The sequence below is a fragment of the Variovorax paradoxus genome, assembly GCF_024734665.1.
Taxonomy (GTDB): domain Bacteria; phylum Pseudomonadota; class Gammaproteobacteria; order Burkholderiales; family Burkholderiaceae_C; genus Variovorax.
In genome coordinates this window covers 2,587,415-2,608,835 of the sequence record NZ_CP102931.1, presented here as the reverse complement: position 1 = coordinate 2,608,835, position 21,421 = coordinate 2,587,415, and the positions used below count along the sequence as shown (strand labels likewise).

General features: G+C 66.6%; 20 protein-coding genes. 6 read left to right on the top strand and 14 right to left on the bottom strand.

The genetic code is table 11. The features are described 5' to 3' along the window. Nucleotides 1-3 precede the first annotated feature (3 nt). Nucleotides 4-645, bottom strand: coding sequence for a LysE family translocator (locus NWF24_RS12250; RefSeq protein ID WP_258354394.1), 642 nt, complete (start codon nucleotides 643-645; stop codon nucleotides 4-6). Between the two features lie 128 nt (nucleotides 646-773). On the opposite strand from NWF24_RS12250, the gene NWF24_RS12245 reads away from it, so the two are divergent. Then, on the top strand, nucleotides 774-1,079 hold the full coding sequence (locus NWF24_RS12245; RefSeq protein WP_258354393.1) for an NIPSNAP family protein: 306 nt from the start codon (nucleotides 774-776) through the stop codon (nucleotides 1,077-1,079). A gap of 4 nt (nucleotides 1,080-1,083) precedes the next feature. Here NWF24_RS12245 and NWF24_RS12240 read toward each other — a convergent pair whose 3' ends face one another. Beyond that, nucleotides 1,084-1,815 (bottom strand): HAD family hydrolase, encoded by a 732-nt coding sequence (locus tag NWF24_RS12240; protein ID WP_258354392.1) that lies wholly within the window; start codon nucleotides 1,813-1,815, stop codon nucleotides 1,084-1,086. 15 nt (nucleotides 1,816-1,830) lie between these two features. On the opposite strand from NWF24_RS12240, the gene hemH reads away from it, so the two are divergent. Beyond that, a complete protein-coding gene (gene hemH / locus NWF24_RS12235) occupies nucleotides 1,831-2,874 on the top strand; it encodes a ferrochelatase (protein WP_258354391.1) in 1,044 nt (347 codons plus the stop codon). Nucleotides 2,875-2,901: 27 nt separating this feature from the next. Here hemH and NWF24_RS12230 read toward each other — a convergent pair whose 3' ends face one another. The 12 genes from NWF24_RS12230 to NWF24_RS12175 form a co-directional block, all read right to left on the bottom strand. Beyond that, nucleotides 2,902-3,465, bottom strand: coding sequence for a thioredoxin family protein (locus NWF24_RS12230; protein ID WP_258355281.1), 564 nt, complete (start codon nucleotides 3,463-3,465; stop codon nucleotides 2,902-2,904). Nucleotides 3,466-3,606: 141 nt separating this feature from the next. Continuing rightward, nucleotides 3,607-4,113, bottom strand: coding sequence for a DUF1993 domain-containing protein (locus tag NWF24_RS12225; protein ID WP_258355280.1), 507 nt, complete (start codon nucleotides 4,111-4,113; stop codon nucleotides 3,607-3,609). A gap of 57 nt (nucleotides 4,114-4,170) precedes the next feature. Further along, on the bottom strand, nucleotides 4,171-5,055 hold the full coding sequence (locus NWF24_RS12220) for an alpha/beta fold hydrolase (protein ID WP_258354390.1): 885 nt from the start codon (nucleotides 5,053-5,055) through the stop codon (nucleotides 4,171-4,173). Beyond that, nucleotides 5,052-6,119 (bottom strand): branched-chain amino acid ABC transporter permease, encoded by a 1,068-nt coding sequence (locus tag NWF24_RS12215; protein ID WP_258354389.1) that lies wholly within the window; start codon nucleotides 6,117-6,119, stop codon nucleotides 5,052-5,054. Before NWF24_RS12215 ends, NWF24_RS12220 begins: the two co-directional genes overlap by 4 nt. Before the next feature lie 13 nt (nucleotides 6,120-6,132). Beyond that, nucleotides 6,133-7,113, bottom strand: a complete 981-nt coding sequence (locus NWF24_RS12210) for a branched-chain amino acid ABC transporter permease (protein WP_258354388.1) — start codon at nucleotides 7,111-7,113, stop codon at nucleotides 6,133-6,135. A 154-nt stretch (nucleotides 7,114-7,267) separates the two neighbouring features. Then, the gene (locus NWF24_RS12205) at nucleotides 7,268-7,996 is read right to left on the bottom strand and encodes an ABC transporter ATP-binding protein (protein ID WP_097199026.1); all 729 of its coding nucleotides are present in this window, start codon (nucleotides 7,994-7,996) and stop codon (nucleotides 7,268-7,270) included. After that, nucleotides 7,993-8,757, bottom strand: coding sequence for an ABC transporter ATP-binding protein (locus tag NWF24_RS12200; RefSeq protein WP_258354387.1), 765 nt, complete (start codon nucleotides 8,755-8,757; stop codon nucleotides 7,993-7,995). Before NWF24_RS12200 ends, NWF24_RS12205 begins: the two co-directional genes overlap by 4 nt. Nucleotides 8,758-8,805: 48 nt before the next feature. Next, nucleotides 8,806-10,257, bottom strand: coding sequence for an extracellular catalytic domain type 2 short-chain-length polyhydroxyalkanoate depolymerase (locus NWF24_RS12195; RefSeq protein WP_258354386.1), 1,452 nt, complete (start codon nucleotides 10,255-10,257; stop codon nucleotides 8,806-8,808). A gap of 180 nt (nucleotides 10,258-10,437) precedes the next feature. Continuing rightward, nucleotides 10,438-11,625 (bottom strand): substrate-binding domain-containing protein, encoded by a 1,188-nt coding sequence (locus NWF24_RS12190; RefSeq protein ID WP_093056432.1) that lies wholly within the window; start codon nucleotides 11,623-11,625, stop codon nucleotides 10,438-10,440. A gap of 156 nt (nucleotides 11,626-11,781) precedes the next feature. Next, nucleotides 11,782-11,985: a hypothetical protein gene (locus NWF24_RS12185; RefSeq protein WP_256330778.1), complete on the bottom strand. Its 204-nt coding sequence runs from the start codon at nucleotides 11,983-11,985 to the stop codon at nucleotides 11,782-11,784. Between the two features lie 125 nt (nucleotides 11,986-12,110). Beyond that, entirely contained in the window at nucleotides 12,111-13,055 is a 945-nt protein-coding gene (locus tag NWF24_RS12180; protein ID WP_258354385.1) for a dioxygenase family protein, read from the bottom strand. Nucleotides 13,056-13,170: 115 nt separating this feature from the next. Continuing rightward, on the bottom strand, nucleotides 13,171-14,700 hold the full coding sequence (locus NWF24_RS12175) for a sigma-54 interaction domain-containing protein (RefSeq protein ID WP_309148869.1): 1,530 nt from the start codon (nucleotides 14,698-14,700) through the stop codon (nucleotides 13,171-13,173). A 138-nt stretch (nucleotides 14,701-14,838) separates the two neighbouring features. Here NWF24_RS12175 and NWF24_RS12170 point away from each other — a divergent pair, with 138 nt between their 5' ends. The 4 genes from NWF24_RS12170 to NWF24_RS12155 are packed head-to-tail and all read left to right on the top strand — an operon-like array spanning nucleotide 14,839 to nucleotide 21,382. Then, nucleotides 14,839-15,543, top strand: a complete 705-nt coding sequence (locus NWF24_RS12170; RefSeq protein WP_375338453.1) for a TetR/AcrR family transcriptional regulator — start codon at nucleotides 14,839-14,841, stop codon at nucleotides 15,541-15,543. Beyond that, nucleotides 15,543-17,039 carry an efflux transporter outer membrane subunit gene (locus NWF24_RS12165; RefSeq protein ID WP_258354383.1) on the top strand — a complete coding sequence of 499 codons (1,497 nt, stop codon included), beginning with the start codon at nucleotides 15,543-15,545 and terminating at the stop codon, nucleotides 17,037-17,039. Before NWF24_RS12170 ends, NWF24_RS12165 begins: the two co-directional genes overlap by 1 nt. After that, on the top strand, nucleotides 17,036-18,244 hold the full coding sequence (locus NWF24_RS12160; protein WP_258354382.1) for an efflux RND transporter periplasmic adaptor subunit: 1,209 nt from the start codon (nucleotides 17,036-17,038) through the stop codon (nucleotides 18,242-18,244). Before NWF24_RS12165 ends, NWF24_RS12160 begins: the two co-directional genes overlap by 4 nt. 21 nt (nucleotides 18,245-18,265) lie before the next feature. Beyond that, nucleotides 18,266-21,382 (top strand): efflux RND transporter permease subunit, encoded by a 3,117-nt coding sequence (locus NWF24_RS12155; RefSeq protein WP_258354381.1) that lies wholly within the window; start codon nucleotides 18,266-18,268, stop codon nucleotides 21,380-21,382. Nucleotides 21,383-21,421: the final 39 nt, after the last annotated feature.

Here is a 21,421-nt window from a genome sequence, read left to right as displayed (position 1 = left end):
GAATCAGGCCGTCTTGTTGGGCAAGCGCAGCAGGCTCAACCCCAGCAAGACGAACGCCCCACCCGACAGCTTGTTGAACAGCCGCGTGCGGCGCGGGTCCGACAGCTGCTTGCGCAGCAGACGCGCCAGCAGCACGTAGAACGCATGCGACAGCACCGAGGCAGCCGCAAAGGTCGTCGTCAGCACCGCGAACTGCATGGCGAGCGGTGCGTCCTGCGTGAGGAATTGCGGGAACAGCGCCGAGAAGAAAAGAATGCCCTTGGGATTGGTCAGCGCCACCGTCAGGCCATGCCCGAACAAGCGCCAGCTCGAACGCGGCGAGGCCGCGGCCGACGAGCCCTGCAGGTCAGCGAACACGCTGCCCTGGCTGCGCCATTGCTTGATGCCCAGGTAGATCAGGTAGGCCGCGCCGGCCAGCTTCAGCACCATGAATGCATGAGCCGAGGTCGAGAGCACCACGCCCAGCCCGGCCATCGCGGCGGCCGACACCATGAACAGGCCCGTCGCATTGCCGAGCGAACTGATCATTGCGCGTCGCGGGCCCACGCTCATCGAATTCGAGACCGCGAGCAGCACTGCCGGTCCAGGTGTGAAAGCGACGAGCAGCGTAACGCCGCAGAAGATGAGCCAGTTGGAGAAATGCACTTTGGGGTTCCTGCCCGGCGCGAGGCCGCAAGACGTTGAGACAGACGGGAAACTATAGTCAGCCCGGCGAATCGCTGCAGACGCCGCGCCAATACCCCTCATCAGCCCACCTCACGGAACAGACACCCATGGTCACCTGCTACCTGCGCTACATCGTCGATCCCTACAAGCTCAAGGAATTCGAGCACTACGGCAAGCTCTGGATTCCGCTGGTCGAGAAGTTCGGCGGCCAGCATCACGGCTACTTTTTGCCGTCGGAAGGAGTCAACAACGTTGCGCTGGCGATGTTCACGTTTCCCAGCCTGGCGGCCTACGAAAAGTACCGCGCCGATTCGATGCAAGACGCCGAATGCCAGGCCGCATTCAAGTACGCAGAAGAAACCCGCTGCATCCTCAGCTACGAACGCAGCTTCTTCCGCCCCGTCTTCAAATAGCGCCTCAGGCGCCCAGCGCCATGCACAGCGCGTGCAGGTTCGGCACGATCAGCTGCGGCCGCGCACCGTGCACCCACGGCCGCTCGTCGCGCACCAGCCAAGCTGCCTGCATGCCGGCGCTGAGCGCGCCGACCACGTCGAGCTCGGCGTCGTCGCCCACGTGCAGCACGTCCTTCGGCAGCAGGCCGACCGAGGCCGCGGCGGCACGAAAGATCGGCGCGTGTGGCTTGCCGCTACCGAAGGCGCGTGCATTGAAAGCCGTGCGAAACCAGCGGCCGACGCCGGTCTTGTGCACATCGGCATTGCCATTCGAGATCGCAACCAGCGGATAGCGCTCGCTGAGCCACTTGAGCGCCGGCAGCGCGTCGTCGTACAGCGTCACGCGCTGGCGCTCGGCGAAGAAGGCATCGAAGGCCGGCTCGGCCAGCGCCGGGTCTTCTCCCGCCCGTGTGAGTGCGGTGCGAATCGACTCGCGTCGCAGCGCGCTCAGGTCGTGCGCGAGGTCTGAGCGCTCCTTGGCCGTGGCTTCACGCAGTTCGCGCAGGATGCCCGGCGTCATCAGCAGCGAGGCCGTCTTCGGCGCTTCGCGCAACAGCCATTCATGCAGCACTGCTTCGGCGCGCTCGATGGTCGGCCAGATCGGCCACAGGGTGTCGTCGAGGTCGAGAGAAATCGCCGAGATGCGCTTGAGATCGAGAGGCGTGGCGCTTGCGGAGGCCGTGGGAGCGGAAGTCATGCCCGAGAATATCGCATGCCTCCAAGCCATGAGACCGCCTCTCCAAGTACCCCGCACGCCCCCCGCACCGCCGTGCTCTGGTGCAACCTGGGCTCACCCGACGCCCCCACCGCCGCCGCCGTACGCCCCTATCTCGCCGACTTCCTGGGCGACCCGCGCGTGGTCGAGATCCCGAAGGTGCTCTGGGCGCTGATCCTGCACGGCATCATCCTGCGCACGCGGCCAGCCAAGTCCGCAGCCAAGTACGCGAGCATCTGGATGCCTGAAGGCTCGCCGCTCAAGGTGTGGACGCAAAAGCAGGCCACGCTGCTGGCCGGCTGGCTCGGCGAGCGCGGCCACCGCGTGACGGTGCGCGACGCGATGCGCTATGCCAGCCCGTCCATCGCCTCCCGGCTCGGCGCATTGCAAGCCGAAGGCGCCACGCGCGTGCTGGTGCTGCAGGCCTACCCGCAATACTCGGCCACCACCACGGCCAGCGTGATCGACGCAGTGAACGACTGGAGCCGCAAGCAACGCCGCGTGCCGGAGTTCCGCTTCGTCAACGACTACCACGACGACCCCGCCTACATCGAGGCGCTGGCGCAAAGCATCGAGCGCCACTGGAAGACCGAAGGCCGCGGCGAGGTGCTGCTGATGAGCTTCCACGGCATTCCCGCGCGCAACATCTCGCTCGGCGATCCGTATCAGGCGCAGTGCCTCGAAACCGCGCGCCTGCTCGCGGCGCGGCTCGGCCTTTCGAGCACCCAGTATCGCGTGACCTTCCAGTCGCGCTTCGGCCGCGCCAGATGGCTGGAGCCCTACACCGAGCCGACGCTGCGCGAGCTCGGCGCATCCGGCGTGAAGCGCGTCGATGTGGTGTGCCCGGGCTTTCCGGCCGACTGCCTCGAAACGCTGGAAGAAATCGCCATGGAAGGCCGCGAAGCCTTCCTGCACGCGGGCGGCAAGGCCTTCAGCTACATCCCCTGCCTCAACGACAGCCCCGCATGGATCACGGCGCTCGCGGACATTGCCGAGCGCAACCTGGCGGGCTGGCCGACAACAACGTCACTGCGTCCATGAAGAAAGAACTGGACGCTGCCCAGGCGTTCAGCCGGCCGACCTGCGCGCCAGCAACGCCTCGATCGCAGCCTCCATCTCGGCGTATTCCCCTTCGCCGAAATGCTGCCGCATCACCTGCCCCTTGCTGTCGGCCAGGTAGAACGCCGGCCAGTACTGGTTGTTGTAGGCCTTCCAGGTGGTGAAGCTGTTGTCCTGCGCCACCGGGTAGCGGATGTTGAAACGCTCGATCGCGTCCTGCACATTGCGCGTCGACTTCTCGTAGGCGAACTCGGGCGAATGCACGCCCACCACCACGAAGCCCTGGTCCTTGTACTTCTCGTACCAGCGCACCACGTGCGGCAGCGTGCGGATGCAATTGATGCAGGAGTAGGTCCAGAAGTCGACCAGCACCACCTTGCCGGCCAGCCCCTGCATCGTGAGCGGCTGCGAGTTGAGCCACTTGTCGATGCCCGCGAACTCCGGGGCCTTGCCGTAATCCCGCAGGCCTGGCGACGCAGCCAGCGCATTGCTCGCCGGCCATCCGCCGCCCACGGCCGCCACGAGCGCGGAGGCTCCCACGGCGAGCCCCGAGAACGACCTTCTGGACAACATGTTCATGATCGCAAACCTCGCTCTAATGTCAGACCGACAGCGGTCAGGCGCGATTGTTTGCGGCGCACGCCGTGCGTGCGCATGTGTCACGGCAATTTGAAGTTTGTCCCGGCGGCGTGAAGGCCGCCGGCCTTCAATACCTCAGAACTTGCCGAGGTAGTCCATCTTGCCCACCGGCATGCCCTTGTGGCGCAGCACGTCGTAGGCCGTGGTCACGTGGAAGAAGAAATTGGGCAGCGCGAACTGAAGCAGATAGCGCTGCGCGGTGAAATGCGCTTCGCCTTCGCGCGCCTTGATGGTCACGGGGCGCTCTTCCTGGCCGTCGATCTGCGCGCGCTCGACGCTGTTCAGGAAGTCCTGCGTCTTCACGATGCGCGCCAGCAGGTCGTCCCAGGTCTTTTCTTCGTCGGGAAAGCTCGGCGCGGTGATGCCTGCGATGCGGGCCGTACCCAGCTTGCAAGCATCGCTCGCGCGCTGGATCTGGCCGGCCAGCGTGAGCATGTCGGGTGCCAGGCGCGCCTCGACCAGCGTGGCCGGGTCGATGCCGTTGGCCTTGGCATGCACGAGGCTCTTGTCGAGCAGATGGGTGAGTTGGCCGAGTCCGCGGGTGAAGACGGGCACTGACAGGTCGTACAGAGAGAGCGTCATGGTGTTCGAGGCCTTGTTGTGGTTGGAAGCGGCGGCGATTGTCACGCCGCAGCTCCTTCAACGGCCGGCCGCCCGAATAAACCCTTCGATCGGCTCCAGTTGTTCGGGCACGTTCAGCGCGGGCGCGTGACCGCAGGCAGGCACTTCGATGACCTGCAGCCTGCCGGCCGCGCCTGGGCCCCGGCGCTTCATCTCCTCGATCACGCCGGGCAGCACCAGGTCGGACTCGGCGCCGCGCAGGCACAGCACTGGCGCCTCGATGGCGTCGTAGTGCGGCCAGATCAGGTAGTCGTTGTCGTGCGCGCTGAACTGGCGGACCATGGCCGGGTCGTAGTGCGGCGTGACGCGGCCGTCGGGCAGGCGGCGCGTGGAGCTCTCGGTCAGGCGGCGCCACTGCGCGTCGCTGAGCCAGCCGTAGGACTTGTAGACGGTGCGGAAGAAAGCCTCCAGCTCGGCCACCGTGTCGAATGCGGGCGGCTGGCCCGCATAAGCGCGGATGCGCTCGATGGCGGGCTGGGCCAGTTCGGGCGCGTTGTCGTTCAGCACCAGGCTCGCGATGCGCGCCTTCATGCGCGGCTCGAACAGGCCCGACGCGCAGACCGTGCCGATGGCGCCGCCCATCGAAGTGCCGACCCAGTGCACGCGCCCCAGGCGCAGCTCGTCGCACAGCGCATTGGCGATGCGTGCGTAGAACGCGAGCTTGTATTCCTCGTCAGGCAGCGGGCTCCACTGGCTCAGGCCACGGCCGATGGTGTCGGGGCAGATCACGCGGAACCCGCGTGACGCGAAGTGCTGCGCCAGCTCGTCCATGTCGCGGCAGGTACGCGCCAGGCCGTGCCAGGCAATGACCACCGGCGCCTCGGGCGCACCCCATTCGAGCCAGTGGACCTCGCGGCCCGCGAGCTGCGCGTAGCGGGAGAGTGGAATGTTGTTGTCGCTCATCGCGCCGCCCTCGCCCGCAGCTTGCCAACGATGCCGGTCGGAAAGTAATAGACCGACAGCACGAACAGCACGCCAAGCCACAACAACCAACGATCGGGCGACAGCAGCGCCGCCAGCCACGGCAGCCCGCTCGCGGCCTCGCTACCCAAGCGCAACAGGTCTTGCAGATAGCTCTGCGCCACCACGAACAGCACCGCGCCGATGGCCGCGCCGTAGATGGTGCCCATGCCGCCGATCACCACGATCAGCAGCACGTCGATCATGATCTCGAAGCTCAGCGAGGTGTCGGGTCCGTTGTAGCGCAGCCAGATCGCGAGCATCGCGCCGGCCAGCGTGGCGAACAGCGCCGACAACACAGCGGCCGTGGTGCGATACACCACCACGCGGTAGCCGATGGCCTCCGCGCGGAACTCGTTCTCGCGAATGGCCTGCAGCACGCGGCCGAAGGGCGAATTCACGATACGCAGCAAGGCCAGCACCAGTACCACCGCGGCCACGAACAGCAGGTAGTAGCACAGCAACCGGCCATCGAGGGAGACGCCGAGAAACGGTTCTTCCGAAAACTCGAAGCTCGGCGAGATCAGCTCGGGCAGCTTGAAGGTCAGGCCGTCTTCGCCGCCGGTGAAGTCCGACAACTGCGAGGCCAGCGTCTGGAAGGCCGAGGCCACGGCCAGCGTGATCATCGCGAAGAAGATCGCGCGCACCCGCAGCGAGAACAGGCCGATGGCGAACGAGAGCACCAGCGAGATCGCCAGCGATGCGCCCAGCCCCACCAGCACCGCGCCCCAGCTGGGGCCGAGCCGCGTCGCCGAAATCGCGATGCCGTAGGCTCCGATGCCGAAGAACATGGTGTGCGCAAAGCTCACGATGCCGGTGTAGCCAAGCAGCAGGTCGAAGCTGGCCACCAGCACCACGAACACCAGGATCTTGGCCGCGACGCTCAGCGCCTTCACGCCCGGAAAGATGAACGGCGCGAACGCAAGCGCGATGAACAACGCCAGCAGCAGCACGGCCAGCAGGCGGCTCTTCGGCATGTCGTTGGAGAGAAGTCGTTTCAGGAACATATCGTCTTCTTCCTCAACGGTTCGCCACGGGGTACACACCCTGCGGACGCCACAGCAGCACGGCCACCATCAGGAAGATGCTCGCGAACTGCGTGAGCGCGGGCAGCAAAAAGCCGATGTAGTTGGTCATCAGCCCCACCAGCAGCGCGCCAATGAGCGCCCCGCCCGTCGAGCCCAGCCCGCCGATGATGATCACGATGAAGATCAGCACGTTGACCTGCGCGCCCATCTGCGGCACCAGGTTCTGCTGGAACAGCCCCCACATCACGCCGCCCAGGCCGGCCAGCGCGCTGCCCACCACGAACACGCCGACGAACAGCCGACCGATGCGATAGCCCAGCGACTCGACCATCTCGCGGTCTTGCACGCCGGCGCGAATGAGCAGGCCGATCTTGGTGCGGCCCAGCGTCCATGCCAGCACACCGAACACCACCACGCCCACAGCCACTGCGAGCAGGCGGTACTTGCTGATAGCCGCGTCGCCGATCAGCAGCGAGCCGCGCAGCGCCTCGGGCAAAGGCAGCGGAATCTGCGCCGGGCCCCAGATTACCTTGATGAGCTCTTCGCCGATGATCATGCCGCCCATCGTGATGAGGATCTGCTTCAGATGCTGGCCGTACACGGGCCGCACGATGAAGCGCTCGAAGGCCAGGCCCACTGCGCCTGCGACCGCCATCGCGACGAGCATCGCCGGGAACACGGCGACAAGGTTGCGCCACAGCTCGCCAGAACCCGTCCAGTCGCCCATCAGGCCGAGCACGCTGCTCGCCACGAAGGCGCCCAGCGCGATGAACACGCCGTGGCCGAAGTTCAGCACGTCCATCAGTCCGAACACGAGCGTGAGGCCCGAGGCGATGATGAAGATGATCATGCCCATCGCAAGCCCCGCGACCGTGAGCGTGAGCCAGGTCGAGAAAGAACCCGTGAGCGGCAGCGCGACGAGCGCGAGGATCGGGGCCAGCAGCAGCGGCCTCCAGTCGAAGTCGAGCTTCATTGCTGCGCCTCCTCTTGCCCCCTCTCCCGCTTGCGGGAGAGGGTTGGGGTGAGGGCTGACAGCGCCGATACGAGGGCACGGCCGTTGCGCAGGCCGCCTGCCCTCACCCTAGCCCTCTCCCGCAAGCGGGAGAGGGGACAAGACATCAAGTACGTCATAGCGCGAGACCCAATAAAGATTGCTGTAATTGCGCGTCAGCCGAGAACGCCGCCATGGAGCCGCTGTGCACCACGCGGCCGTTGTCCATCACCGCGACGTTGTCGCCCAGTCGCTGGGCGAAGTTGATGTTCTGCTCCACCAGCAGGATGGTCACGCCGCTGCGCTTGAGCTCGGCGAAGGCGTCGATCATGTTGTTGATCATCACGGGCGCCAGGCCCTTGCTGGGCTCGTCGATGATGAGCAGCTCGCGCGGCTCCACGATGGCGCGCGACACGGCCAGCATCTGCTTCTGCCCGCCCGAGAGCTTGCCCGCCGGATGGTTCCAGAACTTCTCGACCGCGGGGAAGAGCTTGAAGATCCACTTCAGGCGCGTGTCGTCGATCTGTGCGGCATTCTTCGCGCCGCGCGCGGCGAGCAGCATGTTCTCCTTCACCGTGAGATCGGAGAAGATGCCCATGTTCTCCGGCACGTAGGCAATGCCCAGGCCGGCGATCTGCGGCGTGTGCTGCGCGGTGATTTCCTTGTCACCGAAGCGCACCCTGCCCTGCGACGCATGCCACAGGCCCATGATGGTCCGCAGCGTGGTCGTCTTGCCCGCGCCGTTGCGGCCCAGCAGCATGGTGAGCTGGCCCTTGGGCACGGCAAGGTCCACGCCATGCAGGATGTGATACGCCCCGATGTGCGTGTGCACGCCTTCGAGCGTCAAAAGATTCTGTGTGCTCATGCGGCCTCCTTCGCGACGCCCAGGTAGGCCTCTTGCACCACCGGCGAGGCGATCACCTCCGCCGGTTCGCCGTCGGCTACGAGCGTGCCGTTGTGCAGCACGATGATGCGGTCGGCGAGTTCGCGCACCACGTCCATCTTGTGTTCGACCAGCAGGATGGTCTTGCTCTTGTCCTGCTTCAGCTTGCGGATCAGGCCGAGGATGACGGGCGCCTCGGCCGCGTTCATGCCGGCCGTGGGTTCGTCGAACATGAAGACCTTGGGCTCCAGCGCCATCAGCAACGCCACTTCGAGCTTGCGCTGGTCGCCATGCGGCAGGCTCGCCACTGTCGCGCGCTCGCGCGACTTCAGCGCCACGTCGGCCAGGATCTGGTCGGCGCGCTCCGTCAGCGCCTTGTGGTCGCTCCAGATGCTCCACAGGTTGAGCCCGCGCCGGTGCGCACCCTCGCGCGTGGCCTGCACCGCGAGGCGCACGTTCTCCAGCACCGTGAGGTTGGGGAACAGGTTGGTCAGCTGAAAGGCCCGCCCCAGCCCCGCGTGCGTACGTGCGGATGGAGACAGGCCCGACAGCAGCTTCCCGTCGAGCGACACCGTGCCGGCGCTCGCCTTGAGCTGGCCCGAGATCAGGTTGAAGTAGGTGGTCTTGCCCGCCCCGTTGGGGCCGACGATGGCCGTCAGCGTGCCCGGCGCGAAAGCGCAGCTCACACTGTTGACGGCCACGTGCCCACCGAAGCGGATGGTCAGATCTCGGGTCTCAAGCATCGTTGTTGGTCATTGCGAATCGAAAGGAGAAATGAAGACCGGCATGCCTCAACAGGTGCCGATCACGTAGTAGTTGGGGCCCGTCTGCTTCAGCGTGGTCGTGACGTAGATGTTCCACAGCCCCATCGACTGTCCCGAGCCGTAGGCATAGGTGAGGCCCCACAGCGCATAGGCGCGCCCGGCCACGGTGTGCGAATAGTTGCTCGCGGTGTAGCACGTTCCGCCGCCGCCAGAGCCTGCGGTGGTCGCGCCCGTGGCTGCGGTCGACATCGCGCCTTCCACGTTGCTGGCGTCCAGCGCGGCCACGGTCCAGCTGTAGGTGGTGGAGGCGGCCAGGCCGGTGTCGGTGTAGCTGGTGGCGGCAACCGGCGCGGCGTTGACCTTGCTGCCGCCGCGGTACACGTTGTAGCCGCTCGCGCCCGTCACGCCGGCCCAGCCGATCACCATGCTGCTGCTGGTCGCGCCCGAAGTGCCCACGCCGGTAGGCGCAGGCAGGCCGCTTCCGCCCGAGGAGCCGGTGACGCGATCGATCATGGCCTTCATCGCCGCCATCTGCGGGCCCGACTTCTTCGCGTAGTTGGCGCTGTCGTAGCCCCACCAGTCCCAGCAGCTGTTGGTGGCGGCCGTGCTGGTCTGCGGATAGATCAGCACGATATTGTTGGTGTCGGCCCAGCGGTTGTAGCCGGTCTTGCGCACGTACTGGTCGCTCACGTCGGTGTAGTTCTGCTTGCAGCCGTGCAGCACCAGGTGCACGCGGCATGACGCGGCGGTGCAGGCCTGCGGCACGTAGATCCAGCCGGTGGCGGCCATGCCATGGCCGATGATGAACTCCGACTGGTTGAACTCGGTGAAGGTGCCGCCCAGCGTGCCGTTGTTACGCGGGTTCAGCGGCCCGTAGAGCTGCGTGAGGATCTCGCCTGCCAGGTCGAAGCCGCAGTTGTTGATGTATGGCGCGGCGGTAGTGCTGCAGGCGCTGCCGTAGTCGTCGGTGACCATCGCGTGGCCCGCGCCGATGTTGTTCTTGTAGACCGTGTTGGCCGTGGGCACGAAGCTCTGGTAGTAGGTCTTCAGGTCGTCCATCACCGCCTGCTTGACGGTGTTGTCGGACGTGCCCGAGAACAGGTAGACCTTGGAGCCGCTCATGTTCGACACCGGGTCGACCGCCCCGCTGGCCGCCCAGCTGTTGGTGGTGCTGACGAGCGTCGACACCGGGATGCTGGTGCTGTGCGTCATGCAGCGCCCGGTGGCGTTGACCACCGAACCTTCGGCGCAATAGAACGGCCCGCCCGCCACCACGCCGGCGCCGCGCTTGAATGTGGCCGAGTACGCCACGTGCAATTGCACTGCCATGAAGCCGCCCGCAGAGAGGCCCGACACGCTCACCTCCGCCGGATTGGCGCCGAGCGCCGGCAGCGGCACCGCCGCCGTCGCGGCATGCGCCGCCACCGTCATTACCGCGGCCGCGGCAAGTCCCTTCCAGTTCCATTTCATCGCTGGCATCGCTGTCTCCTTGTGTTGTGGGTATCGAACGCTTGCTTTGCAGAATGACGAATCGGCCGTGGGTCGCGACAGGTTGCGCGGACGCAGGCTGGCGCTTCGCCCGGCGGCCATCCGGGGCGAAAGGGGTGCAGCGCTTCCTCGAGCGCCGCGCGGGTCAGGGGTTGATCGGCGCTGTCGTGTTCAGCGCTTGTTCTTGATCGGGATGTCCATTTCCTCAGGCTTGATCTCGTGCACCAGCTCCGGCACGCCCCAGGCGAACGCCGGGTCGACCTTGATCTTGAAGTGATACATCGACTGCATCGCCTGGTGGTCTTCCTTGCGGAAAGTCATCTTGCCCTTGGGCGTGTCGAAGCTCATGCCTTCCATGGTGCTGATGAGCTTGTTGGTGTTGGTGTCGCCGTTGGTCTTCTTCAGCGCCGTCACCACCGCCATCGCGGCCGAGAAGCCGCCAGCGGTGAAGAAGTCCGGCGGCGTCTTGAACTGCTTGTAGTGCGCCGACACCATGGCCTCGTTCACCGGGTTCTTCGGAATGCCGAAGTAGTAGTAAGCCGCGCCTTCCATGCCCGGCAGCGACTTGTAGGCCGCCATGGCCGGCAGGATGTTGCCGCCGGTGGCGATCTCGATGCCGTAGCGCTTCAGGTCGAGGTCGACAATCTTGAACGGGTTGCCCGCGCCGGCCCACACGATCCAGATGATCTTGCGGCCAGGCTGGTCCTTCAGCTTGTCGATCAGGCGTTGCGCGCCGGCCGTGAAGTCGGTCGTGGTGGGCGGCAGGTACTCTTCATGAACCAGCTTGGCTTTCTTGAGCGCGGCGCCGAAGGCCTTCACGCCGTCGCGGCCGAAGGCGTTGTCCTGTGCCAGCGTGGCGACGGTAACGCCGGCCTTGTCGACGGCCACCGCGTTGGAGATCGCGTCCTGGCTCGAATTGCGGCCGGTGCGGAAGATGTATTTGTTCCACTTGTCGCCGGTGATCGAGTCGGCCACGGCGGGCTCGACCAGCAGGATCTTCTTGTATTCCTCGGCCACGGGCAGCATCGCCAGCGCCACGCCCGATGCAGTCGGGCCCACGGCCAGCGCGGCCTTGTCGTCGGAATAGGCAGCCGCCAGCAGCGACTTGCCGAGGTCAGGCTTGCCCTGGTCGTCCTTCTCGATGACCACGATCTTCTTGCCGTTGACCGTCATCGTGCCGCCGGTGGCGTAGTCCAGGCCCATCATGAAGCCGGTCTGGGTCTGCTTGCCGTAGGCCTCCAGCGCACCCGTCTTGCTGTAGATGTGGGCAATGCGGATTTCGTTGGACTGGGCCCATGCGGGGGCGGCTGCGGCACACGTGGCGAGCGCAGCCAGCGCGACGAGGTGGCGACGATTCATATTCATGTCTCCTGATATTGGTGACTGAATATTGCACAGTTCGTGCCACGCGCCAACTCGTTGATAACAAAGGCTTCTTCACTCGGAAGATGTGCCTTTCGCCTGAATTCAAAACACTTGTATTGCCTGAATTTCGGACAAGTGTATTTTTTGCAGTCAGGGTTTGCCAGAGGTTTGGCGCTGCGCGATCCACTGCTCGAACTGGCGCTGCGCCTGCAGCCTGAATTCGTTACGCGTGTGATTGCAGATGGCATGCGCGAGCCGCCGGTACTTTGGTTTTCGAACGCCGCCCAGGGTCGCGTCGAAAAGATGCTCGATGGTCGCCGAATCGGGCTTGTCGCGCGGTTCTTCGAAATCCATCGGCAAGCCGCACCAGTGGCAGTTGGATCCGAAAGACGATCTGAGTGCTTGCACGCTCATGGGTGATACGAAATGGGGGTGATGCGATGCCCCCATTCTCGGATCACTCGGACCGCTCAGAGCATCTACACCGCGAGGCCGATGACTGCACGCGCGGTGTAGCCAGCGGTGGCGCTGCCCGACATCGTGGGCGTCATCGCCGCGATCTGCGCGGCCGTGTTGTCGCCGAAGACGTTGTCGGTGGACAGCGACACCGCCGCCAGGTTGGCCACGCTCGCGCTGTAGCCGGTGACGTTCGGGTAGATCGCATTGCAGACGTCGCTCGGCATGGCCAGCTGCGAGGTGAGCACGGAGTTCTTACCGGTGGTGGCGGCCGACAGGCTGGTGAACACCTCGAAGTGCATGTGCGGCCAGCGGCCCGAGTAGCAGGCCGGGAAGATGGTCGTGAAGCTCACCTGCCCCGCGCTGTCGGTGACCTGCACGCCGCGCAGGTAGCTTTCGGCCGAGGCCGTGTACAACGAATAGTTGCCACTGCGGTCGCAGTGCCACAGGTAGATCGCATAGCCCGCCAGCCCGGCGCAGCTGGCATTGGTGTTCTGCAGCGTCAGCGTGATCGTCAGGGCCACGCCTTGTGCCACGGTGCTCGAACTGATGAAGCTGCTGCGGATGTCGCTTCGCACGATGCCGCTGGCGGTGAGCACGTCGGAGGTCGAGCCGGAGGCGGTGTTGGTGCCGTCCGCGGGATAGGGGCCGGACGTCTCCGCGGGCAAGGCGGGGCACGCGCTGCTGCTGGTCGTGGTGGTTGTGCTGGTCGACGTGCTGGAGGTCGTACTCGTGCTGGCTGCCGTGGTGCCCGACGTCGCCGCGGCGCTTACGGCAGCAGCGGTCAGCGCACTGGCGCCGCTCGAATCGCTGCCGCCGCCCCCACCGCAACTGGCCAGCAACGCCGAGGAAGAAAGCCAGAGCAAGGCTCGGCGGCGCTCCAGGAGTTGTGCCTCCATGCGCGGAAGGTCTTCTGCCAGGCTGTGGCCGTGGTGCTGCGATTCGGGGTGGGCGCCGAAGGTTTTCATGTGGGGTTTCTTGCAGGTTAAAACCCGCAGCTTCCACAAGCCGCTTTGCGCACAAATTTCACCGTGTTGCAGCTTTGTTGCCGAACGCGGCCGGCCCGCAGGCCTGAACGCTTCTTCAGCGACCCGGATTCGTCATGCGCTCATACAGCGTAGCGCGCGAAATGCCGAGCAGCCGCGAGGTGGCGAGCTTGTTGCCGCCCGTGCTCGCGAGCGCGGCGGCAATGGCCTTGTGCTCTAGCTCCGCAATCTGCTGGGCCAGCGGCCGCAGCAGCGCACCCTCTTCGTCGCCCGACAACTGCTGCATGGCGTCAGGCGGCGCAATCTGGTCCAGCCCGGCTTCGCGCAGGATGCGTTCGAGCTGCACGGCGTCTATGCGCTGCGAGTCGCTGCGCATGGTCACCTGCTCCAGCACGTTGCGCAGCTCGCGGATGTTGCCGCGCCAGTGCTGGCCCGCGAGCAGCGCGAGCGCGTCGGGCGTGAGCTCGGGCGGCGCCTCGCCGCTGCGCAGCGCCATGTCTTCACCCAGTGCCTCGACCAGCGCGGGAATATCCGCGCGCCGCTCGCGCAATGGCGGCACGCGCAGCGGCAGCACGTTGAGGCGGTAGTAAAGGTCTTCGCGGAACTGCCCGCGCCGCACCAGCTCGGGCAGGTCGCGCGAGGTGGCGGCGATCACGCGCGCATCGAAGGGCACGAGCTTGTTGGAGCCCAGCGGCTCGATCTCGCCTTCCTGCAGCGCACGCAGCAGCTTGGCCTGCAGGCCCAGCGGCATGTCGCCGATCTCGTCGAGGAACAGGCTGCCGCCGTCGGCCAGCTTGAACTTGCCTTCGCGGCCCTTGCGGTCGGCGCCGGTGAAGGCGCCGGGCGCGAAGCCGAAGAACTCGGCTTCGAGCAGCGTGTCGGGCACGGCCGCGATGTTGACGCTGACGAACTGCCCCTTCGCGCGCGCAGACGACGCATGAATCGCGTGCGCCAGCAGTTCCTTGCCGGTGCCCGTTTCACCCAGCAGCAGCACCGGACTGGCCGATTGCGCCGCACGCCGCGCATGCCGCTTCACCTCCACCGCCGCCGGGCTGCTGCCGATGAAGCTCGCGAAGGTGTACTTGGAGCGGCGCTGACCGTCGGGCGCATGCTGATAGAGCGGGTTGTTGCGCTGGCTCGCGAGTTCGCGCCGCGCATCGTCGAGGTCGCGCTGCAGCAGCGCAAACTTGCTGATGAGCGGCTGCAGCGTGGTCTCGGGCTGATCGAAGAGCACGATGCCGATGGCGCCGATCACGTCTCCCATCCCTCCTTCGCCGCCCCCGCGCTCTTCGCGCAGCGGGATGCGGCTGACCACGAAGGTGCCGGCCTTGTTGGTCAGCAAGTCGATCAATATCGGCTCACCGGTCTCGAGCACGCGCCGCATCTGCGTGTTGGGAATCACGTCTTCCACCATGTGCCCCATGAACTGGTCGATGGAAGAAAAGCCCAGCGCCGGCAGAAAGCGCCGGTAGCCTTCATTCACCCACACGATGCGCCCGCTGCTGTCCACGAGGAACATGCCCTGGCTGATGCTTGAAAACAAATGAAACATCGAGCGCGCGGCCAGCGCGAGGATCCCTTCGGCATCGAGGGGCAATGTGGGCGGTGCGGTGGGGGCGGCGGGCATGGCGCGAATCGTAGCGCGCATCAAACCGCAACAAACCGGGCATCAAATGCCTTCAGGAAATGCTCAGGATCCGGCCCGCGGACAAAACCCTTCAGCAAGCCTTAAGTAAATCAATCGTTTGATTTCATGCATGGTGTAATGCCGGGCATGAACGCGAGAGACCCGATCACCCAGGCCCCGCGCCGCGCACCGCGCAGCGATGGCGCCGAGGCACGCCACAGGCTGCTCCACACCGCGCTGCGGCTGTTCGCGCAAAAGGGGTTTGCCAAGACCTCCACGCGCGAGATCGCCCGCGAGGCCGAAGTCAACATCTCGGCCATCAGCTACTACTTCGGCGACAAGGAGGGGCTGTACGCGGCCACCTTCAGCGAGCCGATGGGCGGCGACTCCAGCGACCTGATCGCCGTCTGCAATGCACCCGGGCAGTCGCTCGAAACCACGCTGCGCCTGTGCATGGTGTCCATGATCGACCCGCTCAAGCAGGGCGAGATCGTGCGGCAATGCATCCAGCTGCACATGCGCGAGATGCTGGAGCCGACCAGCCGCTGGGCCGAGGAGCTGGAGCGCGACATCAAGGGCCCGCACCGCGCCATTGCCGACCTGCTGTGCCGCCACCTGAAGGTGGAGCGGGCCGACGACGACATCCACCGCCTGACCTTCGCGATCACCGGGCTGTCGATGCAGCTCTACGTGAGCCAGGATTTCATCGAGGCCATCCGCCCATCGCTGCTGCGCACGCCGCGAGCCATCGACACCTGGGCCGATCGCCTCACGGGCTATGCGCTGGCGCTGGTGGAGGCCGAAGCGGCCCGCCGCCGCGCCGAGAGAAAGCTGAAGAAATGATGAGAAGACTCCGACTGAAACTGATGACAGCCCTCTGCCTGGGCATCGGCCTCGCAGGCTGTTCGCTGACGCGCCCGCCGGCGCAGGTGGAAGCACCGATCCCCGCGCAATGGCACGCCCCCCTGCCCCACGGCGGCTCGCTCGCGTCGCTGGCCGACTGGTGGCGCCAGCTCGACGATCCGCTCCTGGTGGAGCTGATCACCGCCGCCGAAGCCGCGAGCCCCAACGTCGCCAGCGCCGCGGCACGCGTGGCCGAGGCGCGCTCCACGCGCGTGCAGGCCGGAGCCGCTCTGCTGCCGAGCCTGGACGGCACGGCCTCGGCCAGCCGCGGCACCTCGGGCCTTTCTTCCAGCAGCAGTTCGAGCAGCAGCCTCTCGGCCAGCACGCCAATCACCACGCTGCAGGCTGGCCTGCAGTCGAAGTGGGAAGTCGATCTGTTCGGCCGCCTGCGCGCCGACCGCGACGCAGCCGAAGCCAAGCAGAACAGCGCCAACGCCAAGTGGCACGACGCCCGCGTGGCGGTGGCGGCCGAGACGGCCAACGCGTATTTTTCCGAGCGCGCCTGCCAGCAGCAGCTGCGCGTGTCCGAAGCGGACGCGCGTTCGCGCTCGGAAACCGCGCGGCTCAACGACCTCTCCGCAAAGGCCGGCTTCACCGCGCCGGCCGATGCCGCGCTGGCACGCGCCAGCGCCTCCGATGCCTCGGGCCGGCTCACGCAGCAGCGCGCCCAATGCGCGGTGCAGCGCAAGGCGCTGGTGGCGCTCAGCGGCATCGACGAAACCACGCTCGAACAGAAGCTCGCCGCCTCGCCCGCACAGCGCGCATTGCCGGTCGTGGGCAGCATCGCCAGCGTGCCGGCCGAGGCTATCTCGCAGCGGCCCGATGTGTACTCGGCCGAACTCGGCGTGGCCTCGGCCAGCGCCGACGTGGGCTCGGCCGAGGCCGAGCGCTACCCCAAGCTCACGGTGTCGGGCTCCATCGGTCGCACGCAGTACCGTGTCGACGGCCTGCGCCAGTCGCTCGAAACCTGGACGGTGGGCCCGATCTCGCTGACCGTGCCGCTGCTCGACGGCGGCTCACGCAAGGCGAACATCGATGCCGCCAAGGCGCGCTACGCCGAAGCCGTGTCGCTCTACCGCTCCAACGTGCGGCAGGCGGTGCGCGAAGTCGAAGAAGCGCTGGTCAACCTCGACGCCACCGACGCCCGCACCACCGACGCCGATGCCGCGGTGAAGAACTACCAGGCCTCCTTCGACGCCACGCAGGCTCGCTACAGCAGCGGCCTCGCGAGCCTGTTCGAGCTGGAAGACTCGCGCCGCACGCTGTTCACCGCGCAGACCGCGCGCGTCACGCTGCAGCGCGAGCGCACCGAGGCATGGGTTGCGCTGTACCGCTCGATGGGCGGCGGCTGGAATCGCCAGTCGGCCTCGGCCCCATCTTCCGAATCGTCCTCAATGACCTCCACCCCGGCCACCAAGGTCGCGACGTCGCCATGAAATCAATGAAGCGTTCCACCCTCGTCATCGCGCTGATTGCGCTGGTCGTCGTCATCGCGGCGATCTTCTTCATGACGCGCGGCAAGCCGTCGGACAAGTCGGCCGATCCTGCCGCAGCAGCCAAGACCAAGGACGGCGCCCACTCGCCCAAGCCCGCGCTGACCGTCACCGTCGCCAAGCCTGAAGCCACCGAGCTGATGCTCACGCTCGCAGCCAACGGCAACGTGGCCGCCTGGCAGGAGGCCGTGGTCGGCTCCGAGTCCAACGGCCTGAAGCTGGCCGAGGTGCGCGTGAACGTGGGCGACCTGGTCAAGAAGGGTCAGGTACTCGCGGTGTTCTCGCCCGAGACGGTACAGGCCGACATCGCGCAATCGCGCGCCTCTCTGGCCGAAGCTCGCGCCACCGCGGCCGACGCCGCAGGCAATGCCGCACGCGCCCGCACGCTGCAGGCCACCGGCGCACTGAGCCAGCAGCAGATCAACCAGTACCAGACCACCGAGCAGACCGCCAAGGCACGCGTCGAGGCGGCAGAGGCCGTGCTGGCCGCGCAGCAGGTACGCGGTCGCAATACGCAGGTGCTGGCACCCGACGACGGCGTGATCTCCGCGCGCACGGCCACGGTGGGCAGCGTGGTGTCGGCCGGCACCGAGCTGTTCCGCCTGATCCGCCAGGGCCGGCTCGAATGGCGCGCCGAGGTGACCTCGGCTGAGCTGAGCCGCGTCGCGGTCGGCACCACCGCTTTCGTGGTCAGCGCCAGCGGCGCGCAGGTGCGCGGCAAGGTGCGCAGCATCGCGCCCACGGTCGATCCGCAGACGCGTGCTGCGCTGGTGTACGTCGATCTGCCCAACGTGCAGCAGAACACCGGCATCAAGGCCGGCATGTTCGCGCGCGGCGACTTCGAACTGGGCCGCAGCACGGCGCCGACGGTGCCGCAGGCCTCCATCGTGCCGCGCGACGGCTTCAACAACGTCTTTTTGCTCAAGCCCGACAACAAGGTGACGCAGCTGAAGGTGCAGATCGGCCGGCGCCTGAACGACCGCATCGAGATCACCAGCGCGCTGCCCGACGGCGCCCAGGTGATCGTGCAAGGCGCGGGCTTCCTCAACGACGGCGACCTGGTGCGCGTGGTGGATGCGCCCGTACCAGTGCCCGCAACCGCGGCGCAGCCGGCCAGGTCAGCCGCCTCCGCTGCCGCGGCCAAGTAAGCAATTCAAAGGAACACGCCCATGAACGTTTCCGCCTGGTCCATACGCAACCCGATTCCGGCGGTGATGCTGTTCGTGCTGCTCACCTTCGGTGGGTTGCTGTCGTTCAACGCGATGAAGGTGCAGAACTTTCCGGACATCGACCTGCCGACCGTCACGGTTTCGGCGTCGCTGCCCGGCGCTGCGCCTTCGCAGCTTGAGACCGACGTCGCGCGCAAGCTCGAGAACTCCATTGCCACGGTGCAGGGCCTGAAGCACATCACCACCAAGGTACAGGACGGCGCTGCCACGCTGATCGTCGAGTTCCGCCTCGAGAAGCCGGTGCAGGAGGCCGTGGACGACGTGCGCTCCGCAGTGCAGCGCGTGCGCGCCGACCTGCCGGCCGACGTGCGCGACCCGGTCGTCACCAAGCTCGACTTCGCTGCCCAGCCGGTGCTGGCCTTCACCATTGCCTCGTCGGCAATGGACGCAGAGGCGCTCAGCTGGTTCGTCGACAACGACGTCACCAAGAAGCTGCTCGCGCTGCCCGGCGTGGGCGCGGTGAACCGCGTGGGCGGCGTCACGCGCCAGGTGCACATCGACCTCGACCCGAGCAAGCTGCAGGCGCTGGGCGCCTCGGCGGCCGACATCTCGCGCCAGTTGCGCCAGGTGCAGACCGAAAGCGCGGGCGGCCGCTTCGACCTGGGCGGCAGCGAACAGCCGGTGCGCACCATGGCCACCGTGAAGTCGGCCGACCAGCTCGCCGACATGCAGATCGTGCTGACCGACGGCCGGCGCATCCGCCTCGACCAGGTGGCGCGCGTGAGCGACACCATCGCCGAGCCGCGCGCGGCCGCGCTGCTCAACGGCAAGCCGGTGGTGGGCTTCGAAGTGGCCCGCAGCCGTGGCGCCAGCGAAGTGGAAGTGGGCCACGCGGTGATGAAGGCGCTGGCCGACATGCGCGCGCAGCGCCCCGACATCGAGCTGACCGAAGCCTTCAACTTCGTCGACCCGGTGGAAGAGGAATACAACGGCTCGCTGCACCTGCTGTACGAGGGCGCGATCCTGGCGGTGATCGTGGTGTGGCTGTTCCTGCGCGACTGGCGCGCCACCTTCGTCTCGGCGATTGCACTGCCGATGTCGGTGATTCCGGCGTTCATCGGCATGCACCTGCTGGGCTTCTCGGTCAACGTGATCTCGCTGCTCGCGCTGTCGCTGGTGGTCGGCATATTGGTGGACGACGCGATCGTGGAGGTCGAGAACATCGTGCGCCACCTGCGCATGGGCAAGTCGCCCTACCAGGCTGCGATGGAAGCGGCGGATGAAATCGGCCTGGCCGTGATCGCCACAACCTTCACGCTGATCGCGGTGTTCCTGCCCACGGCCTTCATGAGCGGTGTGGCCGGCAAGTTCTTCAAGCAGTTCGGATGGACAGCATCGCTCGCGGTGTTCGCCTCGCTGGTGGTCGCGCGAGTGCTCACGCCGATGATGGCGGCCTACATGCTCAAGCCCGTGGTCACGGCCGAAAAGGAGCCGGGCTGGCTGCGCTGGTACATGCGCGCGGTGACGTGGAGCACGCACAACCGCTTCAAGACGATGGTGCTGGCCACCCTCTTCTTCTTCGGCTCGCTGGCGATGATCCCGCTGCTCAAGACCGGCTTCATTCCGCCGGACGACAACTCGCAGACGCAGATCTACCTTTCGCTCGCACCCGGCTCCACGCTGGCGCAAACCACCGCGGCCGCCGAGGAAACCCGCAACCGCGTGATGCAGATCAACCATGTGCGCAGCGTCTACACCACGGTGGCCGGCGGCAGCGCGGGCGGCGACCCGTTCGCAAACTTCGGCACGCCCGAGACGCGCAAGGCCACGCTCACCATCAAGCTCGATGAGCGCGGCGACCGGCCGCGCAAGCAGGTGATCGAAAACCAGATTCGCGCGGCGCTCGAAACGCTGCCCGGCGTGCGCAGCACCGTGGGCCTGGGCGGCTCGGGCGAGAAGTACATCCTGGCGCTGACCGGCGAAGACCCGGTGGCGCTGGCCAGCGCCGCCAGCGCGGTCGAAAAAGACCTGCGCACCATTCCCGGCCTGGGCAACATCACTTCCACCGCGAGCCTGATTCGCCCCGAAATTGCCGTGCGCCCCGACTTCGCGCGCGCAGCCGACCTGGGCGTGACCAGCTCCGCCATCGCCGAAACGTTGCGCGTGGCCACGCTGGGCGACTACGACCAGTCGCTGGCCAAGCTCAACCTCGCGCAGCGGCAGGTGCCTATCGTGGTGAAGCTGGAAGACTCGGCGCGAAAAGACATCGACCTGCTCGGACGCCTGGCAGTGCCGGGCACGCGCGGGCCGGTCATGCTGAACCAGGTGGCTTCGCTCACCATGGAAGGCGGCCCGGCCGTCATCGACCGCTACGACCGCTCACGCAACGTGAACTTCGAAATCGAGCTGTCGGGCGTGGGCCTGGGCGACGCCAAGGACGCGGTGACGAAGCTGCCGTCGATCGTGAACCTGCTACCGGGCGTGCGCATTGCCGAGATAGGCGACGCGGAAGTCATGACCGAGCTGTTCGCCAGCTTCGGCCTTGCCATGCTGACGGGCGTGCTGTGCATCTACATCGTGCTTGTGCTGCTGTTCAAGGACTTCCTGCACCCGGTGACCATCTTGTGCGCGCTGCCGCTGGCCCTGGGTGGCGCCTTCGTGGGGCTGCTGATCGGGCAGAAGGCGCTGTCGATGCCCTCGCTGATCGGGCTCATCATGCTGATGGGCATTGCCACCAAGAACTCCATTCTTCTGGTGGAGTACGCCATCGTCGCGCGCCGCGACCACGGCATGAGCCGATGGGACGCACTGCGCGACGCCTGCCACAAGCGCGCGCGGCCCATCATCATGACCACGCTCGCCATGGGCGCTGGCATGCTGCCGATCGCGGTCGGATTCGGCGCGGCCGACTCGAGCTTCCGCTCGCCGATGGCGATGGCGGTGATCGGGGGGCTGATCACCTCGACGGTGCTGAGCCTGCTGGTGGTACCGGCCGTGTTCACCTACGTGGACGACATCGAGCACTGGATCCGGCGCACCGTGCGCAAGCTGCGCGGGCAGCCGGCGGACCCGCATATCGACGACGACCTGGTCGAGACGCCTGCGGCGGGGCGATAAGCCGCCCTGGCGGAAATAAAAAAAGCTGCGGCAATGCCG

Bases quoted from the DNA above. Each gene is read 5' to 3' on its own strand.
- NWF24_RS12220 (WP_258354390.1), bottom strand. From the start codon at position 5,055: ATGAGCGACAACAACATTCCACTCTCCCGCTACGCGCAGCTCGCGGGC.
- NWF24_RS12180 (WP_258354385.1), bottom strand. From the start codon at position 13,055: ATGAAAACCTTCGGCGCCCACCCCGAATCGCAGCACCACGGCCACAGC.
- NWF24_RS12215 (WP_258354389.1), bottom strand. From the start codon at position 6,119: ATGTTCCTGAAACGACTTCTCTCCAACGACATGCCGAAGAGCCGCCTG.
- NWF24_RS12205 (WP_097199026.1), bottom strand. From the start codon at position 7,996: ATGAGCACACAGAATCTTTTGACGCTCGAAGGCGTGCACACGCACATC.
- NWF24_RS12230 (WP_258355281.1), bottom strand. From the start codon at position 3,465: ATGTTGTCCAGAAGGTCGTTCTCGGGGCTCGCCGTGGGAGCCTCCGCG.
- NWF24_RS12165 (WP_258354383.1), top strand. From the start codon at position 15,543: ATGAGAAGACTCCGACTGAAACTGATGACAGCCCTCTGCCTGGGCATC.
- NWF24_RS12170 (WP_375338453.1), top strand. From the start codon at position 14,839: ATGCCGGGCATGAACGCGAGAGACCCGATCACCCAGGCCCCGCGCCGC.
- NWF24_RS12155 (WP_258354381.1), top strand. From the start codon at position 18,266: ATGAACGTTTCCGCCTGGTCCATACGCAACCCGATTCCGGCGGTGATG.
- NWF24_RS12200 (WP_258354387.1), bottom strand. From the start codon at position 8,757: ATGCTTGAGACCCGAGATCTGACCATCCGCTTCGGTGGGCACGTGGCC.
- NWF24_RS12175 (WP_309148869.1), bottom strand. From the start codon at position 14,700: ATGCCCGCCGCCCCCACCGCACCGCCCACATTGCCCCTCGATGCCGAA.
- hemH (WP_258354391.1), top strand. From the start codon at position 1,831: ATGCCTCCAAGCCATGAGACCGCCTCTCCAAGTACCCCGCACGCCCCC.
- NWF24_RS12245 (WP_258354393.1), top strand. From the start codon at position 774: ATGGTCACCTGCTACCTGCGCTACATCGTCGATCCCTACAAGCTCAAG.
- NWF24_RS12225 (WP_258355280.1), bottom strand. From the start codon at position 4,113: ATGACGCTCTCTCTGTACGACCTGTCAGTGCCCGTCTTCACCCGCGGA.
- NWF24_RS12240 (WP_258354392.1), bottom strand. From the start codon at position 1,815: ATGACTTCCGCTCCCACGGCCTCCGCAAGCGCCACGCCTCTCGATCTC.
- NWF24_RS12160 (WP_258354382.1), top strand. From the start codon at position 17,036: ATGAAATCAATGAAGCGTTCCACCCTCGTCATCGCGCTGATTGCGCTG.
- NWF24_RS12185 (WP_256330778.1), bottom strand. From the start codon at position 11,985: ATGGATTTCGAAGAACCGCGCGACAAGCCCGATTCGGCGACCATCGAG.
- NWF24_RS12210 (WP_258354388.1), bottom strand. From the start codon at position 7,113: ATGAAGCTCGACTTCGACTGGAGGCCGCTGCTGCTGGCCCCGATCCTC.
- NWF24_RS12190 (WP_093056432.1), bottom strand. From the start codon at position 11,625: ATGAATCGTCGCCACCTCGTCGCGCTGGCTGCGCTCGCCACGTGTGCC.
- NWF24_RS12195 (WP_258354386.1), bottom strand. From the start codon at position 10,257: ATGCCAGCGATGAAATGGAACTGGAAGGGACTTGCCGCGGCCGCGGTA.